At 44.8% G+C, this 25,147-nt stretch carries 22 protein-coding genes; 8 read left to right on the forward strand and 14 right to left on the reverse strand.

The window, feature by feature from the left end; translation table 11 throughout:
- Positions 1–34: 34 nt before the first annotated feature.
- Together BJP34_RS27320 and BJP34_RS44635 are read right to left on the reverse strand one after the other, a co-directional pair.
- The gene (locus BJP34_RS27320; RefSeq protein ID WP_070395062.1) at positions 35–1,306 is read right to left on the reverse strand and encodes a lipid-A-disaccharide synthase-related protein; all 1,272 of its coding nucleotides are present in this window, start codon (positions 1,304–1,306) and stop codon (positions 35–37) included.
- Positions 1,307–1,308: 2 nt separating this feature from the next.
- Entirely contained in the window at positions 1,309–1,470 is a 162-nt protein-coding gene (locus BJP34_RS44635) for a hypothetical protein (RefSeq protein WP_158517505.1), read from the reverse strand.
- Between the two features lie 258 nt (positions 1,471–1,728).
- Here BJP34_RS44635 and deoC point away from each other — a divergent pair, with 258 nt between their 5' ends.
- The 4 genes from deoC (at position 1,729) to BJP34_RS27340 (ending at position 6,259) form a co-directional block, all read left to right on the forward strand.
- The gene (gene deoC / locus BJP34_RS27325) at positions 1,729–2,409 is read left to right on the forward strand and encodes a deoxyribose-phosphate aldolase (RefSeq protein WP_070396910.1); all 681 of its coding nucleotides are present in this window, start codon (positions 1,729–1,731) and stop codon (positions 2,407–2,409) included.
- 229 nt (positions 2,410–2,638) lie between these two features.
- Positions 2,639–3,574, forward strand: a complete 936-nt coding sequence (gene recO, locus BJP34_RS27330; protein ID WP_070396911.1) for a DNA repair protein RecO — start codon at positions 2,639–2,641, stop codon at positions 3,572–3,574.
- A gap of 66 nt (positions 3,575–3,640) precedes the next feature.
- A complete protein-coding gene (locus BJP34_RS27335) occupies positions 3,641–5,089 on the forward strand; it encodes an MFS transporter (protein WP_070395063.1) in 1,449 nt (482 codons plus the stop codon).
- A gap of 12 nt (positions 5,090–5,101) precedes the next feature.
- Complete coding sequence (locus BJP34_RS27340) at positions 5,102–6,259, forward strand: glycosyltransferase family 4 protein (RefSeq protein WP_070395064.1); 1,158 nt, start codon at positions 5,102–5,104, stop codon at positions 6,257–6,259.
- Positions 6,260–6,434: 175 nt separating this feature from the next.
- On the opposite strand, the gene BJP34_RS27345 is transcribed toward BJP34_RS27340, so the two are convergent.
- From BJP34_RS27345 to BJP34_RS27360, 4 genes are all read right to left on the reverse strand, one after another.
- Positions 6,435–6,842 carry a hypothetical protein gene (locus BJP34_RS27345; protein WP_229424052.1) on the reverse strand — a complete coding sequence of 136 codons (408 nt, stop codon included), beginning with the start codon at positions 6,840–6,842 and terminating at the stop codon, positions 6,435–6,437.
- A complete protein-coding gene (locus BJP34_RS27350) occupies positions 6,843–8,321 on the reverse strand; it encodes a zinc ribbon domain-containing protein (protein WP_070395065.1) in 1,479 nt (492 codons plus the stop codon).
- Positions 8,322–8,352: 31 nt separating this feature from the next.
- Positions 8,353–8,946 carry an IS607 family transposase gene (locus BJP34_RS27355; protein ID WP_070395066.1) on the reverse strand — a complete coding sequence of 198 codons (594 nt, stop codon included), beginning with the start codon at positions 8,944–8,946 and terminating at the stop codon, positions 8,353–8,355.
- A gap of 219 nt (positions 8,947–9,165) precedes the next feature.
- Entirely contained in the window at positions 9,166–9,420 is a 255-nt protein-coding gene (locus BJP34_RS27360; RefSeq protein ID WP_070395067.1) for a peptide ABC transporter substrate-binding protein, read from the reverse strand.
- 107 nt (positions 9,421–9,527) lie between these two features.
- Here BJP34_RS27360 and BJP34_RS27365 point away from each other — a divergent pair, with 107 nt between their 5' ends.
- Entirely contained in the window at positions 9,528–9,773 is a 246-nt protein-coding gene (locus BJP34_RS27365) for a helix-turn-helix domain-containing protein (RefSeq protein WP_070395068.1), read from the forward strand.
- A 51-nt stretch (positions 9,774–9,824) separates the two neighbouring features.
- Positions 9,825–10,403, forward strand: a complete 579-nt coding sequence (locus BJP34_RS27370) for a Uma2 family endonuclease (RefSeq protein WP_070395069.1) — start codon at positions 9,825–9,827, stop codon at positions 10,401–10,403.
- A gap of 104 nt (positions 10,404–10,507) precedes the next feature.
- Here BJP34_RS27370 and lpxB read toward each other — a convergent pair whose 3' ends face one another.
- Positions 10,508–11,740: a lipid-A-disaccharide synthase gene (gene lpxB / locus BJP34_RS27375; protein WP_070396913.1), complete on the reverse strand. Its 1,233-nt coding sequence runs from the start codon at positions 11,738–11,740 to the stop codon at positions 10,508–10,510.
- A 574-nt stretch (positions 11,741–12,314) separates the two neighbouring features.
- On the opposite strand from lpxB, the gene BJP34_RS50130 reads away from it, so the two are divergent.
- Positions 12,315–13,385 (forward strand): calcium-binding protein, encoded by a 1,071-nt coding sequence (locus tag BJP34_RS50130; RefSeq protein WP_070395070.1) that lies wholly within the window; start codon positions 12,315–12,317, stop codon positions 13,383–13,385.
- Positions 13,386–13,486: 101 nt separating this feature from the next.
- Here BJP34_RS50130 and lpxA read toward each other — a convergent pair whose 3' ends face one another.
- From lpxA to purC, 5 genes are all read right to left on the reverse strand, one after another.
- Positions 13,487–14,281 carry an acyl-ACP--UDP-N-acetylglucosamine O-acyltransferase gene (gene lpxA / locus BJP34_RS27385; RefSeq protein WP_070396914.1) on the reverse strand — a complete coding sequence of 265 codons (795 nt, stop codon included), beginning with the start codon at positions 14,279–14,281 and terminating at the stop codon, positions 13,487–13,489.
- Positions 14,282–14,731: 450 nt separating this feature from the next.
- The gene (gene fabZ / locus BJP34_RS27390) at positions 14,732–15,244 is read right to left on the reverse strand and encodes a 3-hydroxyacyl-ACP dehydratase FabZ (protein ID WP_070395071.1); all 513 of its coding nucleotides are present in this window, start codon (positions 15,242–15,244) and stop codon (positions 14,732–14,734) included.
- 18 nt (positions 15,245–15,262) lie between these two features.
- On the reverse strand, positions 15,263–16,261 hold the full coding sequence (locus BJP34_RS27395) for a UDP-3-O-acyl-N-acetylglucosamine deacetylase (RefSeq protein ID WP_070395072.1): 999 nt from the start codon (positions 16,259–16,261) through the stop codon (positions 15,263–15,265).
- A 135-nt stretch (positions 16,262–16,396) separates the two neighbouring features.
- The gene (locus tag BJP34_RS27400) at positions 16,397–19,060 is read right to left on the reverse strand and encodes a BamA/TamA family outer membrane protein (RefSeq protein WP_070395073.1); all 2,664 of its coding nucleotides are present in this window, start codon (positions 19,058–19,060) and stop codon (positions 16,397–16,399) included.
- A gap of 325 nt (positions 19,061–19,385) precedes the next feature.
- On the reverse strand, positions 19,386–20,114 hold the full coding sequence (gene purC / locus BJP34_RS27405) for a phosphoribosylaminoimidazolesuccinocarboxamide synthase (RefSeq protein WP_070395074.1): 729 nt from the start codon (positions 20,112–20,114) through the stop codon (positions 19,386–19,388).
- Between the two features lie 330 nt (positions 20,115–20,444).
- Between purC and BJP34_RS27410 the strand changes: the two genes are divergently transcribed.
- On the forward strand, positions 20,445–20,666 hold the full coding sequence (locus tag BJP34_RS27410) for a DUF7219 family protein (protein WP_070395075.1): 222 nt from the start codon (positions 20,445–20,447) through the stop codon (positions 20,664–20,666).
- A 28-nt stretch (positions 20,667–20,694) separates the two neighbouring features.
- Here BJP34_RS27410 and BJP34_RS27415 read toward each other — a convergent pair whose 3' ends face one another.
- Positions 20,695–23,274, reverse strand: coding sequence for an adenylate/guanylate cyclase domain-containing protein (locus tag BJP34_RS27415; protein ID WP_070395076.1), 2,580 nt, complete (start codon positions 23,272–23,274; stop codon positions 20,695–20,697).
- Between the two features lie 470 nt (positions 23,275–23,744).
- Entirely contained in the window at positions 23,745–24,878 is a 1,134-nt protein-coding gene (locus tag BJP34_RS27420) for a glycosyltransferase family 4 protein (RefSeq protein ID WP_070395077.1), read from the reverse strand.
- Positions 24,879–25,147: the final 269 nt, after the last annotated feature.

Consider the following 25,147-nt stretch of genomic DNA (forward strand, 5'->3'; position numbering starts at 1 on the left):
TACTATGAGAAATGCTAGAATTAATAATTCATCCTTAAGAATTAATGTTTTCCATCAAACACTTAGCAATTCGAGCTGCTGCCCCTGGTTGACCAAGGCGTCGCTGTCCATTTTCTGCTATCAGCTGTAACTTGTCGGGATCCTGGAATAACTCTTTCGCTATGCTTGCTACAAATTCTGGTTGCTGTGCTATTGCTAACGATGGACCTAACAAGCGAGTTTGGGCTTCGGCAAAAGCAGGGGTATATTGGGGACCAACTCCTGGCATGGCAATGGCTGGTTTTCCTAACCCGACAAATTGCTCTGTGGCTGTGCCTGCCATGGCGATACAGAAATCCCCTTGGAGCAGGCAGAGGTTATAGTCGTTCTGGGTTAGAATCAGTGTGCCATTTTGCTTGCTAAAGGCCAAAGCTTGTTTGTCCTTGAGCTGGAGATTGAATGGATGGGATGGCAGGGTGACTTCACTCCAACTATGGGCGACTAAAACCTCCCGTAAAGGGTCTTGGCTTAATCCTGGAGCAATGGCAGCGAGAAATAAAAGCGATCGCTCAGCAAAAGTATCCAGTAACCCTGATGCTGCCAAGATGATTTGATCCCAATTGTGATAAGCCTCGGGTATTCTGGAACCTGGTAGTAACGTAATAGTTAGGGTACGCTTAGTTTCGTTTAATTCTGCATCTTTGTCATAAATCATGGGTGCTGGATAGTTTGGATAAATCCCATCCATCATCGGATTACCGAGATCAAAAGCTGGGATAGACCACTGCTTTAAGATCTCTGTGGTCAGGGTATCTCTAGGAAAAACCCCATTACAACGGCGATTAGACATCAGCCAACGCTCCCAAGGCAAATAAACCGAGCCTGACCACCCTTCCCAACGGGGTCGATTGGGTAACCATCCGGATTCATCCCGCAAATAGTATTCGGATTTGGCAGTACCAACAAAGCCATAGGGTAAACCACTCCACCAGGCAAACAACAGTGGTACGATATCGCCTACTGCTAGGATAAAGTCCCCTGATTTAGCCCAACGGCGAATTGCTTTTAATTGAGACCAAATCAATTGCACTAAGCCTCCCTGCACATCACGCCACACTTGCTGTTGGGACATATAGATAAATCCACCCGATGGCATCTGCTCAACGGAGCCGATAATAGGGATATCTAATGGCACATAAGCCTTTGCTTCCCCAACTAAGGGTAAGGCGGCTAGTTCTGGACAAGTCGAGTAATGTTGCAATTCCTGTAGAATTTGGACAGCAATCACATCCTCTCCATGACCATTGCTCAGGCATAGTAAACGCATGGTTACTCAGGGGTTAATTTACAGCGGTTGCAATTCAGTGAGGTCAAATTTCTGGGTTTTAGGGAGCAGGGAGCAGGGAGCAGGGGATAGGCAAGAGGCAAGAGGCAAGAGGCAAGAGGCAAGAGGCAAGAGCGATGCAGTAATAAGCTGCGCTTATTACACACTATTTTCGTAAAAAAAACGAATTTTATTCATCACTATAATAAAGGTTTTTCGGGTTGATTAGGTCATCAATACATGTTGATAAAAATCACCGTAATTAATTAATCTCTAGTCTTACACAGTTAAAGTCTAGCTGAAGATTACTGTTATGAAACTGTATGGGTTTTACCTGGGTGATCTGACGGTTAAGGGTTGGGGCTTGATAGTTAACTGTTATACTTAAAAGCTGGTTGATTTTTACTTACGTATCTGATATGGCAATGGATATAGACTATCCAGACATTGATATTGCTCCCCTAATCGACCATGCCCTGCTTATTCCCACGGCTACACCAGAGCAGGTGGAAAAATGGTGTCAAGAGGCAGACCAATATAAGTTTGCTACGGTGTGTGTCCCGCCAGTTTACGTTAAACAAGCGGCTGAACTCCTCCACAGTAGAGTACCAAAGGTTTGTACCGTCATTGGTTTTCCGAGTGGTGCTACAACCCCCACTGCTAAGCTTTATGAAGCCCAAGAGGCAGTGGAAAATGGAGCGACAGAGCTAGATGTAATGATTCACCTTGGTGGTTTGAAAGTGGGTAAAACAGAGGAACTTTACCAAGAAATTGCCCAAATCTGTGAAGAAACGGGTAAAACTGTCAAAGTAATCTTGGAAACTACTGTGCTGAGTGATACGGAAAAACGTCTTGCTGCAGAAATCTGTATGGATGCTGGGGCGCAATTTATCAAAACCAGCACTGGCTGGAATGGTGGTGCCACAGTTGATGATGTCCAATTGTTGAAAACAGTCACCAAGGGGCAAGTTGGAATCAAGGCATCAGGAGGTATCCGAACCATCCAGCAAGCTTTCGATTTAGTCATTGCTGGAGCAACCAGGCTAGGCACCTCTCGTGGTCCTGAGTTGTTGCGACAACGGGATAACCTAGACATTAAAAATTAAAAATTAAAAATTAAAAATTAAAATAGACCTCTTGTAAAAATACATATGAAATCAAAATCTATCGCTTTTGCCTTTTGCCGTCTTGATGCAGTCGCTCATGGGGGAAACCACGGCAGTCGCTCATGGGGGGGACCCCCAAGACCGCGCTGCCTCCCCAAGACCGCGCTGCATCGCTTTTGCCTTTTGCCTTGTCTTCACCAAGGTTTATGAGACTTATGCAAGAGGTCTAATGAGTCAAACCTACAAAGCCACTGGAATTAATCTCAAAAGTATACCGCTGGGGGAAGCGGACAGGTTGCTGACAATTTTAACTAGGGAATTTGGTCTGATTAGGGTAGTGGCACCAGGGGCCAGGAAGCAGAAATCGAAATTAGGTGGTAGGAGTGGCTTGTTTGTGGTCAATCAATTACTGCTGGCAAAAGGGCGATCGCTAGATAAAATTATCCAAGCAGAAACTACAGAATCCTACCCAGGATTGAGTCAAGATCTCAGTAAACTGGCAGCTAGCCAGTATCTGGCAGAATTAGTTCTGTGTCATGCTTTGAGTGAGCAGCCTCAGGAAGAACTCTACGAACTACTTAATGAACATCTACGGCGTCTGGAGCAGTTACCTAAAATTACGGCTAATCCCTCCGGGTTGTCCTTAGTGTTAGCCCATTTATCCCATGGTGTCTTTCACCTGCTTGCCCTGGCGGGAATTGCACCTCAAGTGCAACTTTGTTGTATCACACAACACACGTTAAGGCCAGATTTAACTGACCCGAATTGGCGGGTGGGTTTTAGTGTAGAAGCAGGTGGAACTATTAGTTTAGTCAGTGATCAGTCCAATCGGAACCATTTACCGAATCAAACTATTCCAAATCAAGCACAGAGCTTGAGTGAAACCATTGACAACCCTGATACTGATATCATCCTACCCCCTCCTCCACGAGTAAATCATAAGCTGAATGCTCTGGAGTTAACCCTGCTTCAACAACTGGCAGCTGCTGAATTACCTCAGCTGAGTACACTATTAAAAGAGCAATTGGCAGGGTCGAAAGCGGCTGAGTCTGTAGATTCACTCTGGGTGAAGCTGGAGCGAATTTTGCGAGATTACGCTCAGTATCACTTTGGTCGCTCAATTCGTTCAGCGGCTTTAGTAGATTCGTTGTCGTCTGTTAATTAATACTAATAATGACTATCGAAAAAAGTTGTTACTGATAATAAAAAAGCCTAACCTAAAAAAGCCAGAATGCAATCATCGGAGACTGGAAAAAACCAAAAACACTCCCCAGACCCCACGTCTGATTTCACCAAGTCTGATTTGGTGGCAAACCCCTCATCGAGCAGTGATGATCTAAGGGATCAGGAACTGGATTCATCCCCGGATAAAGGATTTATACCAGTTCTAAAAAATTCCAACTTCTTAGCCCTATGGAGTGGTCAAGTCTTCTCTCAGCTAGCAGACAAGGTTTATCTGGTGTTAATGATTGCCTTGATAACCAGTCGCTTTCAAGACGCTGATCAAACTATCAGTGGCTGGGTATCAGCGGTCATGATTGCCTTTACCATCCCAGCCGTTCTATTTGGTTCCTTGGCTGGCGTCTATGTGGATCGGTGGTCAAAAAAAGATGTGCTGGTACTAACCAATCTGTTGCGAGGGGCACTGGTGTTGTTAGTGCCTGGGTTGTTGTCTTTAACTGAAGGCTCGACATCAGTCTCCAATCTGCCACTGGGCTTTTATGTCTTATTAGTGATTACTTTTCTAGTCTCTACCCTGACCCAATTTTTTGCCCCAGCAGAACAAGCGGTAATTCCCTTGATTGTGAAACCGCACCACCTACTGTCGGCCAACTCCCTATATACTACAACCATGATGGCTTCCTTAATCATTGGTTTTGCTGTGGGTGAACCGTTGTTAGCCTTAGCGGATAGGTTGGGAGCTCAGCTACATGTCGGCGTGTACTTGGGGAAAGAAGTTTTGGTAGGAGGGTCTTATGCGATCGCAGGATTAGTATTGTTGTTACTGAGAACGGGTGAAAATCGGGAAAAGTCCAAGGCTGAGCAACCTCATGTGTGGGCAGACATTGCCGATGGTCTGCGTTACGTACAACACCATCGAAGTGTCCGCAATGCTATGATTCAACAAGTTATTCTGTTTTCTGTTTTTGCTGCTTTAGCGGTTCTGGCGGTAAGACTCGCGGAAAACCTCCCTGGGATCACAGCTGCCCAGTTTGGCTTCTTGTTAGCAGCCGGTGGGATTGGGATGGGGATTAGTGCAGCAATCCTAGGAAACTGGTTTGATGACACCTCCCATGTAAATTTAAGTCTGTCTGGTTCTGTGGGTATGGGATTCGCCTTAGTAGGGTTGTCCCTATTCACTAACAATCTCTGGCTGGCTTTACTCATGACCATGGTATTGGGGGGGTTTGGGGCTTTGGTAGGTATCCCGATGCAGACTACCATCCAGGCAGAAACACCAGAAGAGATGCGGGGCAAAGTTTTCGGACTACAAAACAATGCTATTAATATCGCCTTGAGTTTACCCTTAGCCTTAGCGGGGATCGCAGAAACTTGGTTGGGTTTACAACCTGTATTTCTTGGTTTAGCAGCACTTGTGTTCTTAGGTGGGTTCTTAAACTGGTATATTTCCGGTAATAGATTAAATAATTTAAATAAACCTCATAATATAGAGACTTAACTACCAACCGGAATGCATATCGCCTGGCTCGGAAAAAAATCCCCTTTTTGTGGTAACGTCACCTACACTCGAGAAGTCACCAATGCTCTGCTAGACCGGAGCTACCAGGTCAGTTTCCTCCACTTTGCCCAAGAAGAAGAGGACCGGACTTGGTGGGGTTGTCAGGAGGTACCACTGCCTTGCTTGTACAAGTCTCAGATGTATACCATTCCAACCCTGACCGCCAGTAAGGTTTTGAAGCGATCGCTACAGGAGCTCAAACCTGATCTCGTCCATGCTTCCTTAACGTTATCTCCTTTAGACTTCCTGTTACCGGAAATCTGTACCGAACTCAATATACCCCTAGTGGCGACCTTCCATCCGCCCTTTGATGGTAAACGACGCAATTTGCAATCGGGAACCCAATTGCTGACCTATCAAGTTTATGCGCCCTTTCTCGCCCACTACGACCGAGTGATTATCTTTTCTCAACTCCAACGGGATGTCCTAATCCGGGTTGGGGTTCCTGATCACAAGCTAGCAGTTATTCCCAATGGAGTTGATGTCCAGAAATATTCTCCAGGATACTCCCAGTTTACCTCTGACTTGACATCCGAGTTCGGAGGGCAACGCCTGTTTGTTTATCAAGGTCGGATTGCTACGGAAAAAAATGTGGAAGCGCTGCTGCGAGCGTGGAAACAATGTAACCTGGGTGAATCGAGTAAGCTAGTGATTGCTGGTGATGGACCGTTATTAGCTTCATTAAAACCATTTTATGGGGAAGAACACAATATCATTTGGCTAGGATTTGTGGCTTCCGAGGAAGAACGGATTGAGATTTTGCGGGCAGCGGATGTGTTTATTTTACCTTCTCTATTGGAAGGACTTTCCTTATCATTACTCGAAGCCATGGCTTGTGGTGTGGCTTGTGTAGCCACAGATGCTGGAGCTGATGGGGAAGTGTTAGAGGATGGTGCTGGGGTAATTCTCAATACCCATGGGGTGACATCCCAACTAAAAACCCTATTGCCCCTATTGCGTGACCACAGAGACTGGACTACTTTGCTGGGTCAGAAAGCTAGGGCAAGGGTTCTAGAGCGCTATACCTTAAGTGGGAATATTACTCAGCTCGAAAGGCTTTATGAAGAGGTTGTACAAATTAGGCTTTTGCAATTGAGTCATCGTGCTTAGTCTTAGTTTTTTTGTTGTTTGGGAATTTAGCCTCATGCTAAGTTGCCCTTATGGTGAAGGGGCTATATAAACTTAGTCTACTTCTCAAGGGGTTACGCAGTAAGTCTTTTTCACAACTTAGAATCTACCCATAACAGCTGAGTATTTCGGGTTTTGAAGGTGTCTTGCGACCCTTTTAGGAATAAGCCAAATATGCTTTACGTTGTTGGTAAATCTCAGAGAGTCGAGTCATCCCTTCTTCTGTATATCGTTTAGCTTCTCGCCAAATTGCTGACCATACTGTTTCCAATGCTCTTAACTCTCGGCAAGAACGAATCAGGGTACAACAAGCAGCTATCCACTGTTCTAGCTGACGATAGCTAATGAAGTAGCCACCTCTTCCTTGAATATGTACCCATAGTACATGAGCCCACTTTTGCCATCGCCAGACTCGACTAGGGTCAATTTTTAGATATCTGCTGAGTTGTGACACTCTTAAACCGTAATAAATCGGACGAATCGATACAGAACAGTCAAGGTGCATTTTATTGTTGTCCGAGTGAGGAGTGGTTATACGGCAATTGGAGTCAAGCCAACCACTCATCTATCTAGACGTTCCTCCAGTCACGTGAAGGAGTTGCTTGAAAGCCTTAGTTTTGCTATGTTTAGGATCAAGCCATCCAAGCTCAACCCCATCAACCAAGCTAAGTCCCATACCTTCCAAGAAACGCGCAGTACGACGCAATAATACTGCTTGAACCTCAGTTCTACTCATGTACCGGGTCACATCCTTATCTGTACCCCTATCAAGGATGTTTTTAGCAGCATTGTGGTCAGCCTGCAACACGACCCCATTAAATCTGGTAAAGTTGTCCCCGCTCCTTTTCCCTAACAGGGTTCCAGTTACGGAGTCAACTTGCGACGTGTAGCTAGGCTGGACTTCTGTTACAACCGAGCCAGTCCAATCAGCCCATTTCTGCAAAGAGTCTCGCATTTTTCCTTTCATCCAACTATTCAACTTGCGAGACACGGCCTTGGACTGGCGTTTATTCTTAATTGGTTGTGTTAAATCTTCTGCAAAAACTTTTAGAGCTTCTCCGTTGAAGAGGGATTTAGAAGCTGCTCCTATTATCGCCACCAGTTCAGCTTGATTCTGTCTGTAACGGCGATTTTCTACTTTCCTGGTTAAGTTATTCTCTAATATTCTAGCCGATTTGACTGGATCTATTTTTTCTAGTTTCCTATGTAGTGCCCACAGTTTTCCTCTGTTGCGGTTTTTAGCACAAATACGATCCGATTTCTTAGTGGTAGCCTTACCCAGCCCTTTCCCATGGGCATAGCCATCTGAATCATAGAAAGCTTCTGTGTAGCCCTTATCTACTCCAATACTACGACGTTCAGACGGGACTTCTACAGTGCCATGGTCTACTAAAAAGTGAACCTCGAATCTTTCCCGATAATGGTTGTAGATTAATCGGATTTGACCTTTTATTTTGCGGTTAGACTTGACAATTACCTTGTTCCTTTTTCCCCGATTCAGTCCAGCTAATTCCAACTGGTAAGTATTTCTGGAAAGCCTTTTGCACTTGTAACCAGGTGACTGGTAAACTATTTGATTTTTGACCCAGGAATGTCCACGCTGATACTCTTTCCTTACCCATCGGTGCAGCAAAGTATTATCTAGAAAGGTTAAAGTCTTAAGCTGCCTACATAATTCCTTCCGTTTAGTTTTATTCTCTGCTCCAAGGAACTTCCGGTGGATTTTCTTGACTACTACATCTATGCAGGCAGCTTGTTGTGCAGTGATCGCTTTGGCTACATCACAAACTGCCCAATCCATTAGCTTAGAAGGTAAACCCAGGGATTCGGGGCTTCTAAAAGTTCTCACTTCTCGAAATGACTTCTTCCAGTCGATCCCCCAATGACTGATGCTTCCTAGCTTGTTCCAGGACTCAGATCTAACAACACCCAGTTTTTTCATAGTAGACAGCAATTCAGTCTTAACCGACGCGGTCATCCCTATAACGGGGACGACCTGAGTTGATAACTTCTTTGTTTTTACTGTTTTCCTTGGTTTGGGCATTGCCAGATCTTAATGGCTTGAGTCAATTATATCACGCTTTGTTTGTCTTGTCCATCTTATCAACAGTAGACTTAATGTCTTTTTCGTAGCGACGAAGAAAGTAAAGCTTGGAACTGAAGCAGTGCATTATAGACATAAAGTCATCCATTAATTCCTGCTGAGGGGATTTGTAAGTGTTGTTCAAGACCACTATCTGGCATTTGTGAAGAGAGCAAAACCACTCCACGAAATCAAAACCAAACCGACAAAGTCTATCCTTGTGGGCGATTACGATCGTCTTAATCTCTGATTCTGCGACTTTTTCCATTAACTTGATCAATTTTTTGCGTTTAAAATTCAACCCAGAACCGTATTCTGAATAGCAACGGCAGTTTGGGTAGCTTCGACCCAAGTATTCAATCTCAGAAGTTAAATCTTCAGACTGAGACCTCGTCGAAACCCTGGCATATTGGACCACGGAACGAGAGTCTACGCCATCGATTAATTGCTCTATTGAACTCTCCAAGTAACGGCGATGCCCCCCAGGTGACTTGATCAACTCGATCTTCCCTGCTTCCGCCCATCTAGCCAAGGTCCTGGGATGATATCCAAATTTTTCTTGAGCTTCAATTGGGGTGAGAGCCATTTGTGTCCATTAAATACTGTTTTCTTCTATTTTACATCGTTTTTTGATTATCTAATGACGTGTCTACGAGTGATGACGAAGGTTTGAGGATTGATGCGACAGCGAAGAAAGTTCATAAGATTCAATCATGTTGAATTGTGACTTGGACTTAAACAGCGACCAGGAGCAAAAGGGGAAAGGGACATTTTCCCCTTTCCCCTTAGGAAAAATTGAGGGAGGTTAATTGGTAGAAACGTAGCGAGTAAGAGCACGCATCTGTTTACCAGGAATGGAAGCAGGAATTAAGGGACTCCATTCCCTGATTTCAGCAAAGCCGAGTTTGTATTGGGTGTGGATGATTTTGGTGATGCCGTTACTTGAACCAATGACTAGGATTCGCACAGGTTCTCGCTTGGGTTCAGGTGGTGTGGGAGTAGACTCGGAGGCTGGTACCGAGGGAGTTTCTTCCGGTTCTGGTAGAAAGTTGTTGGACATGGGAAGTTACCTTCTTATTGTTACCGAATGGACTACAACTAGTCTACCTCATTGTAGTCCATTTGGTGCCATTTACTCAGTCGTGAGTAAATGACAGAATTTGAGGCATGGGAAAAGCAGGCAAAGCCCTTAAACAAGTATTGGAAAGCTACGGCATCAGCCAGAATCGAGTCGCTGTGCTGATGGGAATTGGGCGTTCCAATATTTACCGCTGGGTGAATGAAATTAGAGATCCAGGCGCTGAGATGGTGATTCAACTTCGGGATGCCCTGTATCAGATTAATCCAGCAGCAGCAGAAGATTTTGTTAAGCTTTATTTGGGTCGTCCGGGGCAAGATAACGATTCGTCTTAATTGCGAAGCAATTGCTAGAGATGTCTAAAATGGATAACTTGACATTGATCCATGAATACCCTTCCGATCAACATTCCTCCCAGCCTCAGAGTTACTGACGAGCAGTTTGAACAACTTGCTAGTGCTAATCGAGACTTACGCTTAGAACGTAGTGCTACAGGACAATTAATTGTCATGCCACCCACTGGGGGGAATACTGGAAAACGCAATATTGATATAGAAGGACAACTTTGGTTATGGAATCGCCAAACTAAACTGGGGGTTACCTTTAACTCATCGACTGCTTTTCGACTTCCCAATGGGGCAATTCGTTCCCCTGATGCAGCTTGGGTTACTCAAAAACGATGGAATGCATTAACCCCTGAACAACAAGAAACTTTCCCACCCCTTTGTCCTGATTTTGTGCTGGAGTTGCGTTCAAAAAGTGACAATATGGAACCGTTACGCAAAAAAATGCAGGAGTATATTGATAATCAACTGCGCTTGGGTTGGTTAATTGACCCTAATCATAAGACGGTTGAAATTTATCGAATTCATCAACCTGTAGAAGTCTTAAAATCTCGCAGAACATTATCCGGAGAAGATGTTTTACCTGGCTTTGTCTTAGACTTGGAATTGGTCTGGAATTAGCAGGATTGTAATAATTCATCTATCAGCCAATGCGCTACGCGCACGCTACGCGAACAGTCATTAGCCTTTGACCACCCTAAGCTAAACCCGATTTTAAATGCGTTTTAGCTCATTAGTTGGAAAATTTCCTGAGCAGCGCGATCGCATACGCCCACTTCACCCAATAACTGGCGCATTTCCTGATAATCTTTCAGGGTTTGCTGACGCCGTTCTTGATTAAAAAGGAGTTCCAAGGATTCCTGAACAATATTCTCTGGTGTGGCTTGCTCTTGTAACAACTCCGGCACAATGGAACGCATTACTACCAAGTTAGGGGGAGACATGAAGGGAATCGAAAACTTCAATAAGGTGCGAGCAAGCCAGTAGGTCAAGGGATTAACTCGGTAGAAAACCACCTGGGGCACATCTAGTAGTGCTAGTTCCAAATTCACTGTACCTGACTTGGTAATGGCTAAATCAGCAGCAGCCAAGATTTCCTTAGTTTGACCAGCTACCACCTTAGCTTGTAAACCATAGCGCTGTACTGCTTTTTCAATGGGATGGCGATAGGCTTCTAAGGATAGGGGAATCCAAAATAGTGGTGAATCAGCTTGACTTTCCCTTAACCCTTCACCCTTCGACTGGCTAAGCTGGCCGGTTTGCTTAGTATCCAACAATTGTGACTGTAGCTGCTTGGCGGCTTCGAAGACTACAGGCATGAGATACTTAATTTCTTGTTGTCTAGAGGCAGGTAAAAGTGCGATCGCAGTTTGTTCTCGAGCTATGCCTAAGGTAGCACGAGCCTCCTCCCGGCTTGGGCTAGATTCCATCCGATCTACCAGGGGATGACCTACCCAACTAACTGACCCTCCCTTTTCCACAAAGTAACGGGCTTCTTCTGGGAAAATTGCCAACATTCGATCAGTGATTTCCACAATAATCCTGGTGTTGCGCTTAGAGATAGACCAAACCCACTCTTGGGGAGCAATATAATAAACTACCGGTACTTGCGGTAGTTCACGCTTGAGAAAACTACCAATACTCAAATTTGGTCCCATGTAGTCAATCAGCACCACTAGGTCAGGGGGCTGCTGCCGGAGATACTGTTTAGCACGACCTTGGACTTTCAGGGTAGGCAGCACAAAGGGTAAAGATTCCAGAATTCCTACAGAACCAATACTAGTGGTATTACCCAACAGCTTCGCACCAGCTTGGGTCATTTGCTCACCGCCTAGAGCAACAATCTCTAACTCTAAGCCAGCTCCTGTTCCCTGACGTTTCAATGCTTCAATCAGTAGAGCCCCTTGTAAATCACCAGATACCTCGCCAGTACTGATAAAGATGGTTTTGAGAGTCATGGTTAATGGATCGATAGGGATTAGGAAAATAGGGGAGTAGACAGTAACCAAATCTAAATTACCTGACTACTGCAACATAGTATCAGTGCCCGGCTAGGGTAAACTGTCACACATTTAAATTGTGAATAAATTATGAATAAATTATGAATAGGAGCGCTTTGGGGAGATGAGGAGATGGGGAGATGAGGAGATGGGGAGATGAGGAGATGAGGAGATGGGGAAATGGGGAAATGGGGAGATGGTATACCGGCTTTTGCACAAGTGGATTGACCGTAGGTCACGCTACGGGAACGGACATTTAAATCCATATTAGCTTAATCACTAATTATGTAAATTTTTTATACTTAAGTATTTTCTTTTAAAATAAAAATTTTACAATTCTATGGGTTTTTTACCAGTTAATATAAACTTCATTAAAACTAGTCATTTACTTCATCCACTTTTCATATTTGTGAAAGCAAAATAAAAACAAATGAACGAAAAAATACGTGATTTTACTTAATTAGCGCAAGCTAAAATCACAATTTTTATACTATAGGGTGCAATTAAAAAGTATTTTTGAGGAGAAATAAACATGTCTACTAATTCCACTAACACAATAGTTTTGACTTTCGATGAACTGCCCTTTCAACCCGTTGATGATCTGAGTTTCATGGGGGTGACATTTGATTTCAAAGTAGATGGGGTAGATTCAACGGATGCCAATTATGCTGACGTCGGTCCAGGCTCAATTTTCTTTGTACAGGATCCGAGTTTGGAAGGTGATGCCGCCGGAATCCTAACCCTTGACTTTGATGCACCGGTTTCCGAGCTTGAGTTTGGGGTGGCGCTGAGTACCTTTGGTACTCTCACACCTGGTTTTACAGTGGAACTGTTTGATGGCTCCACATTGGTAAATGAGATCGAAGTCGATACTAGTTCACAGCCAAGCTTTACCGAGGGTCTGTTCTCCCTTCCTGATAGTGATACACCAATAGACCGGGTTGTGATCGATTTCGATGATGCCGCTGCTGGCCGCTTCGCCCTTGACAACCTTAGCTTCGAGAAAGCTGGTGTTACCCTAATCGGTACTTCCAACAATGACATCCTCGAAGGTGGCGGAGGTGACGATATTATCAAAGGGCTTAACAGTAAAGATCTTCTTATAGGACTTGCTGGAGAAGACTACATGGACGGTGGTGACGGTGACGATCTACTGTTTGGAGGGAACGGTCATGACACCCTCAAAGGTGGCAATGGTCAGGATACCCTCATTGGCGGGGCTCATGACGATATCCTGGAAGGTGGCAAGGGTGACGATTGGCTTTATGGTCAAGAAGGCGATGATCTGCTTAATGGTGGCCAGGGTCAAGATCAACTTAATGGTGGTTTCGGTAATGATACTCTTATTGGTGGTCCAGGAGATGACATTTTAACTGGTGGCAGTGGGCAAGATACCTTTGTCTTGTCAACAGTAGGCAAAGTTACCATCACTGACTTTACCGATGGTGAAGATCTGTTGCAGTTAGATGGTCTGACTTTTGGTCAGATTTCAATTTTTGAACAAAATGACGATACCATAATCACCACCATCAATAATCAACCATTAGCTGTCTTGAGTGGTGTAGATTTTGGTGATATTACAGAGGCAGATTTTGTGCTTTAATATCCTGTTTTCTTAATTGATAATTTCTAAAATAGGTTAGGAAAGGGTAAAGGTTAAAGGTTAAAGGAATTTGAAATAAACCTTGATAACCTTTACCTTTTTCACCGACGACCAGGAATCAAACCCCTGCGACCTTCCATTACAGACAACTGCAAAAACTGATACAGGTGCTCAACATGTGGGTTATCTGGTGGCAATTCCAGGGTTTGGAGGGCTTGAGTGAAGGGTTCTCCTGAAAGATAGAGCTTCCGGAATACATTTTTTAGCTGTCTAATTTCACCGCTTGTCAGTCCAGCCCGCTTAAGACCGATTAAGTTAAGCGATCGCACTCGGGATGGATTCCCCTCAACTAGCATATAGGGTGGAACATCCCGGTCAATGCGACTCATCCCACCCACCATAGCTAGACGTCCAATGTGGACAAATTGATGAATCCCCAAGACCCCACTAATTCTCACCTGGGACTCAATATAAACATGACCTGCTATAGCAGTTCCATTAGCGATAATTACAGAATCTTCAATCACGCAATTGTGAGCAACATGACTATAAGCCATTAGCATATTGCCATTGCCAATTACGGTTGCTTCTCCGGCTCCGGTGGCTCGGTTAATGGTGACGTACTCTCGAATTAGATTATTATCACCAATTCTCACCCAGCTAGGAGCACCATCATACTTAAGGTCTTGGGGTTCCGAACCCAGTACTGCTCCTGGAAAGACTTGATTTCTGGCTCCGATCTCCATCGGTCCAGAAAGAACCACATGGGCACCAATGGTTGTTTCTGGGCCAACTTTCACATTATCTTCGATCACCGCGTAGGCACCAATCTGAACTGTCGGGTGTAGTTCAGCACCAGGATGGATAACAGCAGTAGGATGAATAAGTGTTGCCAATTTTCCAAACACCAAAGTGACCAATGACTAACAATACTGGCAACTTTTAGCTTGCAGGTTGCAGGCTACAAGTTGCAGGTTGCAGGTTGCAGGTTGCAGGTTGCAGGTTTAAGGTTACAGGTTACAGGTTACAGGTTACAGGTTGCCGGTTGCCGGTTTAAGGTTTAATGTTTAATGTTGAAGGTTTAAGATTTAATGTTGAAAGGTTAAGGTTGACTGTTGCCGGTTTAAGGGTTAATGTTTAGTGTTCCAGGTTTTAGTGCTAATATAGAACATTAACCTTTAACCTCCAAAGCCAAGTATTTCAACCAAATAACCTACCCTAAACCGAAGGCGAAAGGCGAACAACTAAATAAACAAATAAATAACTTTTAACCAAATAACCTACCCTGAACCGAAGGCCAAAGGCGAATAACCAAATAACTTTTATTCGCTCTTACTAATTATGTTTTAATCCACTATAGAGAACATAAGTTCGCCTTCTACTGCTTTCTTACCATCAACAGTAGCAACTGAGTGTATCTTACCAAAACGACGGCGCTTGATGGACAACAGTTCCGCAGTCATCACCAGTTGATCTCCTGGCACTACGGGACGCCGGAAACGAACTTTGTCAATCCCTGCAAATACGAATAATCCATCAGGACTATCGGGCATTTGGGTTAATACAATCCCCCCAACCTGAGCCATAGCTTCCACTATCATCACCCCAGGCATCAAGGGTCGTCCAGGAAAATGTCCTTGAAAAAAAGGTTCGTTGAAGGTAACATTTTTGATACCTACAGCTCGTTTACCTGGAACATAGTCAATAATCCGATCAACTAATGCGAAAGGATACCGATGGGGGAGCAGTTTATGAATCTCTTCAACAGTTAGAACTGTTTTAGTTGATGAGTCATCATTTACATCCTGGGTACTTCCGGTAGAGTTATTGGGCGTGTTAACGTCAGTCAGTGTGGACATAAGCGTACTTTAAGAGAATTACAGATTGCCGGTTAATTTATTAATTTTTAAAGGTTCAACCTTCTGTGTATTTAACTTGCAACCCATGGGTTCAGCCAGCTTTTTGGCAAGTTGGACATGGAGATGGTGGCTAGCTTTATAGGCCAGGATGTGAGCAACAGGAAAACGTCCTAATAAACTCAAATCCCCTACTAAGTCTAAAAGTTTATGACGCACTGGCTCATTTGAAAATCGTAAGGGAGGATTAACCCATCCGTGTTGACCACAAACCAGAGCATTCTCCAAGCTACCACCTTTAATTAAACCGCGATCGCGCAGCTGGTCAATTTGATCAGCCAAGCCAAAGGTGCGAGCTGGTGCGATCGCATCGGCAAAATTGTCCTGTTCTGGAGTCCAACTATACCATTGTTTACCAATAGCTGGTAACGCAAAGTCAATGCCATAGGTAAATCGAGTTTTGGGTGCTGGTAGAGCCGTTACAAAGGCATCTCCGTGATAAACCGAGACTGGCTCGTTTAATACAAAAGGGATAGGTGTTGTTCCTGAGGGAGTTAGGAGGTGAGGGGGTGTGAGGGTAGCTCGAACTTGTCCGGGGGTAAAACTATCGTATGGTTTACCGTCGATGCCTTGAACCCCTGCTGCTACTACTCCCACCTCCTGGATAGCTTCCAGCCAAACCTTCGCCGAACCATCTAAAAGAGGCACTTCTGGACCATCAATCTCAATTTGAGCATTATCCACACCACTACCAGCCAGTGCAGCTAAAAGGTGTTCCACCGTACGAACGGTAGCGTTTCCATACTGGGTTGATGTGGAGAGTTCCGTAGACAGTGTGGTACCTGAAACTGCATCTATGTTTGCTGGAATAACCGGTTTACCTGGTAAGTCAACCCGCACAAAATATCGCCCAACTCCCGCAGCTGCTGGTAGTACCCTTACGTTGGTTGAAATACCGCTGTGCAGTCCGACACCAGAGCGTTCAAACATACCAGCCAAGGTGTAATATACTGAAGACATGTTTTTTGGTCAAGTTTCTATCAATAAACGCTGGAAAATTGAAAATTGAAAATTGAAATTAACCAATTACAAACTACAATTGACAATTGACAATTCACCACTAATAATTCACAACTAACAATTCACAATTAACAATTAAAACTTCTCTCCAATACCAAAGTGAAGACGACTGTCCCCTTCGGTATTCAAACCAAAGTCTACCCGAATCGGACCAAGTGGTGACTGCACTCTAACCCCAAGACCGTAACCGAGACCAGTACCGGGTAAATCTCTCTGCTCACCGGGTTCACCAGGAACAGAACCAGCAGAACCAAGGTCAGTGCCAGCGTCAACAAATAGAGCGCCCCCTATGACTGAGAAAATGGGGAAGCGATATTCTGCAGTAGCTTGAAGGTAGCTACGTCCTGAGGCTAGGTCTCCCTCAGCAAACCCCCGCACGGAGTTACTACCACCAATAATAAAAGCTTCATAAGGAGGTAAATCCCCCAAGATAGTGCCCCCTTGAATGTTAAAGGCAAGAGCCTGAGGTCCTTCGGTAAAGTTGGTGAATTCTACAGGGATATAGAAACTATAGCTACCTCTTAACCGATTCATTAAGATGCTGCCACTACCAATAGGAATAGATTGTTCCATGCCCAACCGGAGTAGGGAACCGTTAGTAGGTTGGGTGGTACTATTGCGTAAATCCCGCACTGCCCCTAACTGGACAGTAGTTAGGTCATCTTCACCACTGTCACTAAAGCTCAACAGTTCTCCATCTGTAGATTCAGGTCTGACATCCCCATCACTATCTTCAATGGCAACATGTTGATATTTCAAGCCTAGGGATGCTGTCCATTCTGCCCGTTTAAATACATCTTCCGATAAAGGACGGCGAAAAGTCACTCCACCACCAGTGCGCACAATCCGGGGGCGGTCTCCATCATCATCATCATTAGGAACTTTAATATTATTCTCACCGCTGCCCCCATTAAAGACCAAGGAAATCGAGCGCCGTCGGAATGCATTGATGGTATATGAGGTGCGGAAGGGGTCTCCTGCAATCCAAGGGTCTGTAAAGCTCAAATCGAACAATAGCTCTCGGGTTCCCAGCTGAAATTCTCCCCCTAAGGTCTGATTATTTCCCCCTAGATTTTGCTGTTGATAGCTCACGGTACCAAAAAAACCACTAGCAGAACTCAGACCTGCACCAGCCGCAATTGAGCCACTACTCTTCTCAATCACGTCTACTACTATCACCACCTGGCGTGGGTCAGTACCAGGTTCAAAGGAAAACCGTACATCATCAAAAATCCCTAAACCAAAAACTCGCTGTAGGTCCCTTTGGGCTTTCTTGCGGTTAAATACACTACCGGATTTTAACTCCACCTCCCGGGTAATAATAAACGGGCGAGTATTACCCCCAACCGGTTCTTCCTGGTCAGTCATTGATGGAAGTGGGTTCCCATTTTCATCTACAATCGGGTTACCATCTTCATCGAGAAAACGCACCTTGACAGCTTCAATCACCCCTTCTGCCACGACCAAGGTTACTGTGCCATCCGGTGTGACTTGCTCAGCATCAATGACTTGAGCTAGGTCATAACCTTCTTCCTTATACCAATCGTTTAATTGTTTGATTCCCTCTTGCAGGTCTCGCAGATTCAGGATTGAGCCATATTGCTCACTGAAGATTTCATTAATTTTTTCCTGGTTTACGATCCGTTGCCCTTCCCCTGGGGGTTCTGTTTTGACTGCCACCTGACGCAATACTGGGTTAGCTCTGACAATAAAGCTAATCCTAACTCCCAAGGGAGTATCTTCTGGCTGCACATCCACACTGGAAAAGAAACCTGTGGCAAAGATAGCATTCACATCTTCCTGAAGCTGAGAGCGGGTGGTTGCTCGTCCTGGTCGGGTTTTAATCACCCGATAAATTTCCTCTTCCAGTTGGGGAGGTGCGCCAGTAATTAAGACTTCTGCTACCAGTACTCGTACTTCTGAGGAGTCAGAAGGAGGCTCAGTTGAGGGGGGCTCCAGTTGAGTGGGTTCCGGGAGTTGGGACAGTTGATCTATACCATTTGGAGGTGTTAGTTGAGCCATCCCTTCGATGCTATCGATTGATAAAGGAGGTTGAGTTGAAGGGGGCTCCAGTTGAGTGGGTTCCGGGAGTTGGGACGGTTTTTCTATACCATTTGGAGGTTTTACTTGAGCAATCCCTTCGATGCTATCCGGTGATAGTTGGGGTGGCTTTGGGGTTTGGGAAGGTAACTCTGCGGCTGTTGAATTTACCGGAACCACTAGTTTAGTTGGTTTAGTTGGTACTGCCACCTGGGTTGGTGATGCATCTACCGGAACCACTAGTTTAGTTGGTTTAGTTGGTACTGCCACCTGGGTTGGTGAAGAATTCTTCACCGAGAGAGTGGTAGGCACAGACTGTTCAACAGTCTTGGTGGGTACTGCCACCTGGGTCTGGGAAGAGTGAAGCACCAAGGCAGTCCTTGGTTTTGCCTGCACAGCAATTGTTTCAGGAAGCGATGCAGCGAGGTAGCGCGGTCTTGGGGGTTCCCCCCATGAGCGACTACCGGTGCGGTCTTGGGGAGGCAGCGCGGTCTTGGGGGTTCCCCCCATGAGCGACTGCCGTTGGTTTCCCCCACTCGCTATTGCATCAAGAACCGCTGGTTCAGGTGTTTTTAAGTCACTGGAATTCTGTTGAGGTGCATCCGGTAGGGACTGAATGGTTTGCCCACGGCTTGGTTTGGATACACCAATACTGGCAGTAGCAGCGATCATTGCTGCTAACAAGGGAGATAAACGCATTGTGTTATTTGTTTTTGACACTTCCACACACCATTCCTATTGGGTCATTGGTCATTGGTAAACTCTCAGTAAGCCATTGATTACTGGTTGACGGAGGGCTAACAACTCCAGTGCCATAGGAGCAACTATTATATTAGTTATTAGTTGTCAGCCACAGTACCATGACTGAACACTTGACCTAAGCAAGCAATGCGCATGCCTGTTGTCTATTTTCGTTCGTCTGTGGTTATTTTTACCAATGTGCTGAATTTTTTTGGGTTACGGGTTAACGATGGCATCAATCCCGTCACTTGTTGTCAACCTGTCACGTCTAGTCAGAGGCTGATTAGAGTTTGCTCTCAAGAACTTTTTGTAGCACTTGCTGATAGGCTTGTTCTACATTGCCCAAATCCTTGCGAAATCGGTCTTTGTCCATCACTCGACGCTCCGGATCAGTTTCGGCTTGGTTCCAAAGGCGGCAGGTATCAGGACTGATTTCATCGGCTAATAGTAGTTCTTCAGACGGGGTTACACCAAACTCCAACTTGAAGTCTACTAGAGTAATGCCACACTGATAGAAGAAGTCAGTCAGAATTTGGTTGATTCGCAACGCTTGCTCAATCAGTTGTTTCAACTGCTCAGGCGTTGCTAGTTCCAGCAGTAGTAAGCGATCGCGTGTTAACAAGGGATCTCCTAAGTCGTCATTTTTTAAATAAAATTCCACTAGGGGCTTCGGGAGTACCCGACCCTCTGGTATTCCAGTTTGTTGACATAGACTACCAGCAGCAATGTTCCTGACTACCACCTCCAAGGGCACAATTTTTACCTGTTTGACCAACATTTGGTTGGGAGTAGGACGGTCAATGAAGTGTGTAGCAATTGCCTTCTCTTCTAAGACTTTGAACAAATGAGATGCGATCGCACAATTAATCTCACCCTTACCAGAAATCTGACCTCGCTTTTGGGCATTAAAGGCAGTGGCATCATCTTTAAAGTGAGTTAGCAGAATCTCTGGGTCATCGGTAGTATATAGGATTTTCGCTTTACCTTCGTAGAGTTTTTGATCAGGGGACATAATCAGTAAGATGATGGTTCACTGACAATATCTTGACAGATATATTGAGCTATATCCGCGATTCATAAGGGGCTGTTTGCGCCACCTACGGGCGCACTTTATAAGCTCCGTCCCAAAACCGGATTGGGAAAACATGTGGCGCGTAAGCGCGGATCTAGCTCAAGTTTGTCACCAAAACCGAATATGCCCTTGTGTTTTGCGTAGTACAACTAAAACCTGATGTCTATTACAGCAATCACAATCATGCCAAATCAGAAATTTGGCTAGGAAGTTATAGTATAATCAGTTAAGTTAAGGTTAGGTTAAGAACGTCTGGTGCAGGCAATAGCTATGGTAGATACATCTGATTTTTTATACCCTCACAGTCCCTATCACGGTCAGTTCAAGCCAGAAAACCTGGTTTTTAACGCTAATTTACAGGAATTTGCTCAAAAAGTAAACTACATCTGTAATCTCGAAACTGCTGGTAAGCTGCCTCCAGAAGAGGCTTACCAGCAGATTAAACAACTGTGGAAAGACTTGAAACAAAGCAAAAAGAGCCTGGGTATATAGGTATATAAAGGAAGAAATAGTTCATACTTCACTTCGTGGTCATCGTGTAAACTCCATCCCAGGAATCATCAGGAGGATGATCACAATAGTTTTTAGCTCGGTTGATATGGGTCTTGACAGGCCGGTCATTTGGTTGTATGTCTAGTGCATCAGTAAAATACTTGAGTGCCTGGTGAAAGTCTCGTTTGATGTAAGCATTACGCCCTGCTTGATACAAATCCAAGAACCGTTTTCTTTTATCGGTAAGGGATAGGTCGGTTTTGCCAATTAATTCATAAATCCTAACCGCTTGGTTTTTACCTTTGACCCGGATTTGATCTAACTCCCGCACCACAATGCGATCGCGGCACAAGTTATAGGTAGACTCACTCAAGATAATATCGCAGCCATACTCTTTGGTAACGCTTTCGAGACGAGCACTTAGATTCACCCCATCTCCAATAACCGTATAGTCCATCCGTTTTTGGGAGCCGATATTGCCGGAAACCACTTCTCCAGAACTAATTCCCATCCCAATCCGGATTTCGGGTTGGTTGTTACCCCTGCGATTGGAATTAAATTTTGCTAAGCGTGAGCGCATATCTAGAGCTGATTTGACAGCCTTCCAAGCATGATTTGGCAGGGGTAAAGGTGCTCCAAACACGGCCATCAAGGCATCTCCAATAAACTTGTCCAAGGTGCCATCGTGATTGAATACAGCCTCTACCATGGTTTCAAAATACTTATTGAGCAACGATACCACCTCTGTTGCTCCGAGATGTTCTGTTAGGTTTGTGTAGCCCCGGATATCGGAAAATAGAATTGTTACTTCTTGCTTCTTGCCCTGCATTAAGGTATCTTCCCCGAGGGCTAAGACTTGATCAGCAACCCGTGGAGTCATGTAGCGATACATGGCTGTCTTCATACGCTTCTCACGAGTCATATCTTCTAAAACCACCAACCCACCCCGCACACTTCCCTCTGGGTTGAGCAAAGGATTGACGCTTAGGTTGAGACTGCGTTCAATTTCCTGAACTTGGTATTTTGACAAATAATAAGTAGATGAAGATTCCGTCTGGGGTGTTTCATTCTGAGGTTTTTCATTCCAGGGTACATAAACATTCGGGTCATCCCACTTTGGCATTGCCAGCACCATCGATGGTGATCCTAAATCCCCTTGAGGAGCTTTATACAGACCAATCTTCAGAGTTTGTTCTGGCATATAATGCCGAGTCCCTGTAGCCAAGCTATCTTGCCAACGCCACTGGAGATTTTCAATCGGCACTATATCCCAGATGTATCGACCAGTGAGCTTAGACTGCCACAATTTCCAATTGGGACTGCCTTTTCTACGATTAGGACCACCTAGGAACTTGATGGCTGCATCATTGATCATCACAATTCGTCCCTGCATGTCAGTGGAAATCACTGCGTCGGTTAGACTTTGCAGGATATCTTGCTGATATTGCTTTTCAATCAGGACGCTTTCAAACAGCTGGGCATTTTCCAAAGCTATGCCTGCCTGAATATTAAACGCCCGCATAAACTCTTGATCAGAGCTGGTAAAGTAGCCTTGGTGCTTGTTGATTAACTGGGTCACACCAATTAATTTATTTTTGGAGTTAAATACCGGCATACAAAGAATACTTTCCGTGCGATAACCGGTTTGTTTGTCAGTGGTCGGGTCAAAACGGTCGTCTTTATAGGCATCTGGAATATTGAGCGGCTTACATGTTGATGCTACATAACCAGCAATACCTCGGTTGGCTGGTATTCGGATTTCTATGGTATTTTCTCCATCCGCTGTAGCTACCTTACTCCACAGTTCGTTGCGATCTTGGCATAGTAAAAATAGCGTAGAGCGGTCCGCTTGCATTAGATCCCGAGCCTGCTCCATAACTAAACTTAGGGTTTGTTCGAGCTTCAGGCTCTTCCCCAGAGACTCAGTTGCCTTGAGCAGAGCAATCACTCCCCGTTGGTTACGAGCTGCCTGTTGAAATGATTGGCAGGCTTCGAGGATGATGCCAAGGTCGTCGCCAAAGTCCCGAAATTGCTTTTCGTCGGTACTATCGAAGGGCACACCGCCAGTTTTATTCAAAAAATTTATTACAGCAATCACCTGGTTATTGCGATTAAAAATTGGCATACACAGGAGGCTTTGGGTACGATAGCCAGGGATTTCGTCAAATTCTGGGTTAAATAGGGGATGATGGTAAGCAACTGACGTATTGAAAGAATTGCCAGTGGCGGCAACATGACCGACAACACCCTGATTGTGGGGAATCCGGCGTTCTATGGTTTTGTCCGTGTGAGCTTGGGGAATGTTTGCCCATAGTTGACCTGTGTCGGTGTCAACCATGAAAATAGTGGCTTGGTCTGCCTGTAGCACTTGACCAACTTTTAGGGTTAAAGCCTCTATCACCTGCTCTAGCCGAGTTTCCAGAGCATCATTATTGATCAGTGCGATCGCTCCCAGAAACTGTTGAAAATCAGCAGCAAAGAAATCTAACCAGCAGCTAAATTGAGGAATGGATAGGGTTTTGATGCGATCAATCAGATTGCTGGTTTGTGAGGGTTGAGTTAACTGAGATAATGTAGCAGTAACACTACTGGTGTTCGGTTTTTTCATACTTCGTCTGCTCCTGCCTTTGGAGGCGCGTGAGGGCAAGTCAACTGGGCAGATAAGAATTGCTGCGTTGATAAGTCTTCTATCGTCTTTGACTTCAAGAACATGAATTGACACCCTGGTTATCAGTAGATCTGAGGATATACCTATCCTGATTACAAGTTTGGCATATCTCTACAGTAAAAATCAGTACCCTAGGAGGTACCTTTTAGACTATAGGTTTCCCTAAAACTGTTAAAGATTATACTATTACAATAGTTAAATTTTCGATAAGATTTTCTAAAAAAGTCAGTAATCTCAACCGGATTAGGAACGCTTAGACCCTGAAACGCTTATCTTTCACGCTCCCAATCACCCTAGCTTAAACCGTTGAATTAGGCACAGTTAATTAGGCCTTAGGTTACGAAAACTCCAAACCTAACACCTAATATCGTTAATTGTGGGGTTAATTGTGGGTCAGACCTTCGGGATGCTTAGGCAGCGGAAGACATGGATTCGGAAAACACGATTGCCTGGTAATAATTTTGCAATTGGCGTGTAGCAGCTGACCAACTCCAGCGTTCAGCTTCTGCTCTAGCATTGCGGCGCAGAGTTTCCCGTTCCTGCTGTTGTGCTAAGAGACGCACTGTTGCTGCGATCGCTCCTTGCTCATCTGCTGGATCGTATAAATACCCATTCATCCCATCCGTGACAATATCGGGAATTCCTCCAGAGTTGGCTGCTACCACAGGACAACCTGCTGCCATCGCTTCTAGTAAGACTAGTCCTAAGGTTTCTGTCCGAGAAGGAAAGATAAATGCATCAGCAGAGGCAAAGGCAGAGCCGAGGGTTGTACCGGTAAGGTAACCCACGAAATGAGTCGGGGTGCCAGCAAAGTGTGCTTCTAGTTCCTTACGGTGCGGTCCATCTCCTACTAATGCTAGGCAAGCGTTGGGAATTGCTTCTAGCACTAGCTTGATCCGCTCAATTTCTTTCTCAGCAGAAAGACGGCCTACATAAAGGAGTATGGGGCTGTCTGGATTTCCTTGAGAAAGATGCGATCGCATTTGGGATGAAGCTAACTCTGGTTGGAACGTTTCCGTATCCACACCTCGCTGCCACAAGTCTACTCGCTCAACACCATGGTCTCTTAATTCCTGTACCATAGCATTAGAGGTACACAAATTCAGCTCAGCTTGATTGTGACTAACCTTAATTAACTCCCACATCACTCCTTCGAGCATACCCAATCCGTAGTGCTGGAGGTACTGAGGTAAATGGGTGTGGTAGGAAGCAACCAAGGGAATATTCATCACCTTGGCATAATACAGACCTCCCAACCCTAATACTGCTGGGTTGACAACATGGATCAAATCTGGTTGAAACTCTTCTAATACCCCACCAATCGAGGGTCGTGGCAGGGCTAGCTTTAATTCGGGATACAAGGGTAGGGGAAAGCCAGAAACACCGTAAATTGTGGCTCCTTTGTAGGCTTTTAGTCCCCCTTCTGGGCATATAACTAGCACTTGGTCACCGTTACGCTGCAAATGTTCCACCGTGTGGCGCAACCGGGTCACGATGCCATCAACTTTGGGTAGAAATGTTTCAGTAAATAAAGCAATTCGCATAATTAGTGATTATTGATTAGTCATTAGTTATTATTGATTAGTCATTAGTTATTAGTAGTTTATAGTCCGTTGATCCAACTTGCGTGACCTTACTCGCTAAATGTATCAGGTTTGGGGCATTTGTTGAACATGACATTAGTTTATAGGTATTAGACCATTGGTGATGGTGTTTAGAGATTCCAGCAAGCCCTTGACTCTAACCTGATCGGTTTCGCTATAATAGTTGTTTGTATCGAACCTTTTTTGAAGTCAAATCGCCATGGTAAGAG

The sequence above is a fragment of the Moorena producens PAL-8-15-08-1 genome, from assembly GCF_001767235.1.
Taxonomy (GTDB): Bacteria; Cyanobacteriota; Cyanobacteriia; order Cyanobacteriales; family Coleofasciculaceae; genus Moorena; species Moorena producens_A.

What these genes read in the sequence shown, in the direction of transcription:
- BJP34_RS27370 (WP_070395069.1), top strand. Translation starts at nt 9,825, where the DNA reads ATGAATACCCTTCCGATCAACATTCCTCCCAGCCTCAGAGTTACTGAC.
- BJP34_RS27395 (WP_070395072.1), bottom strand. Translation starts at nt 16,261, where the DNA reads ATGTCTTCAGTATATTACACCTTGGCTGGTATGTTTGAACGCTCTGGT.
- BJP34_RS27365 (WP_070395068.1), top strand. Translation starts at nt 9,528, where the DNA reads ATGGGAAAAGCAGGCAAAGCCCTTAAACAAGTATTGGAAAGCTACGGC.
- lpxB (WP_070396913.1), bottom strand. Translation starts at nt 11,740, where the DNA reads ATGACTCTCAAAACCATCTTTATCAGTACTGGCGAGGTATCTGGTGAT.
- BJP34_RS27415 (WP_070395076.1), bottom strand. Translation starts at nt 23,274, where the DNA reads ATGAAAAAACCGAACACCAGTAGTGTTACTGCTACATTATCTCAGTTA.
- BJP34_RS27350 (WP_070395065.1), bottom strand. Translation starts at nt 8,321, where the DNA reads ATGCCCAAACCAAGGAAAACAGTAAAAACAAAGAAGTTATCAACTCAG.
- deoC (WP_070396910.1), top strand. Translation starts at nt 1,729, where the DNA reads ATGGATATAGACTATCCAGACATTGATATTGCTCCCCTAATCGACCAT.
- BJP34_RS27320 (WP_070395062.1), bottom strand. Translation starts at nt 1,306, where the DNA reads ATGCGTTTACTATGCCTGAGCAATGGTCATGGAGAGGATGTGATTGCT.
- recO (WP_070396911.1), top strand. Translation starts at nt 2,639, where the DNA reads ATGAGTCAAACCTACAAAGCCACTGGAATTAATCTCAAAAGTATACCG.
- BJP34_RS27400 (WP_070395073.1), bottom strand. Translation starts at nt 19,060, where the DNA reads ATGCGTTTATCTCCCTTGTTAGCAGCAATGATCGCTGCTACTGCCAGT.
- BJP34_RS27340 (WP_070395064.1), top strand. Translation starts at nt 5,102, where the DNA reads ATGCATATCGCCTGGCTCGGAAAAAAATCCCCTTTTTGTGGTAACGTC.
- purC (WP_070395074.1), bottom strand. Translation starts at nt 20,114, where the DNA reads ATGTCCCCTGATCAAAAACTCTACGAAGGTAAAGCGAAAATCCTATAT.
- fabZ (WP_070395071.1), bottom strand. Translation starts at nt 15,244, where the DNA reads ATGTCCACACTGACTGACGTTAACACGCCCAATAACTCTACCGGAAGT.
- BJP34_RS50130 (WP_070395070.1), top strand. Translation starts at nt 12,315, where the DNA reads ATGTCTACTAATTCCACTAACACAATAGTTTTGACTTTCGATGAACTG.
- BJP34_RS27410 (WP_070395075.1), top strand. Translation starts at nt 20,445, where the DNA reads ATGGTAGATACATCTGATTTTTTATACCCTCACAGTCCCTATCACGGT.
- BJP34_RS27345 (WP_229424052.1), bottom strand. Translation starts at nt 6,842, where the DNA reads ATGAGTGGTTGGCTTGACTCCAATTGCCGTATAACCACTCCTCACTCG.
- BJP34_RS27335 (WP_070395063.1), top strand. Translation starts at nt 3,641, where the DNA reads ATGCAATCATCGGAGACTGGAAAAAACCAAAAACACTCCCCAGACCCC.
- BJP34_RS27420 (WP_070395077.1), bottom strand. Translation starts at nt 24,878, where the DNA reads ATGCGAATTGCTTTATTTACTGAAACATTTCTACCCAAAGTTGATGGC.
- BJP34_RS27360 (WP_070395067.1), bottom strand. Translation starts at nt 9,420, where the DNA reads ATGTCCAACAACTTTCTACCAGAACCGGAAGAAACTCCCTCGGTACCA.
- BJP34_RS27355 (WP_070395066.1), bottom strand. Translation starts at nt 8,946, where the DNA reads ATGGCTCTCACCCCAATTGAAGCTCAAGAAAAATTTGGATATCATCCC.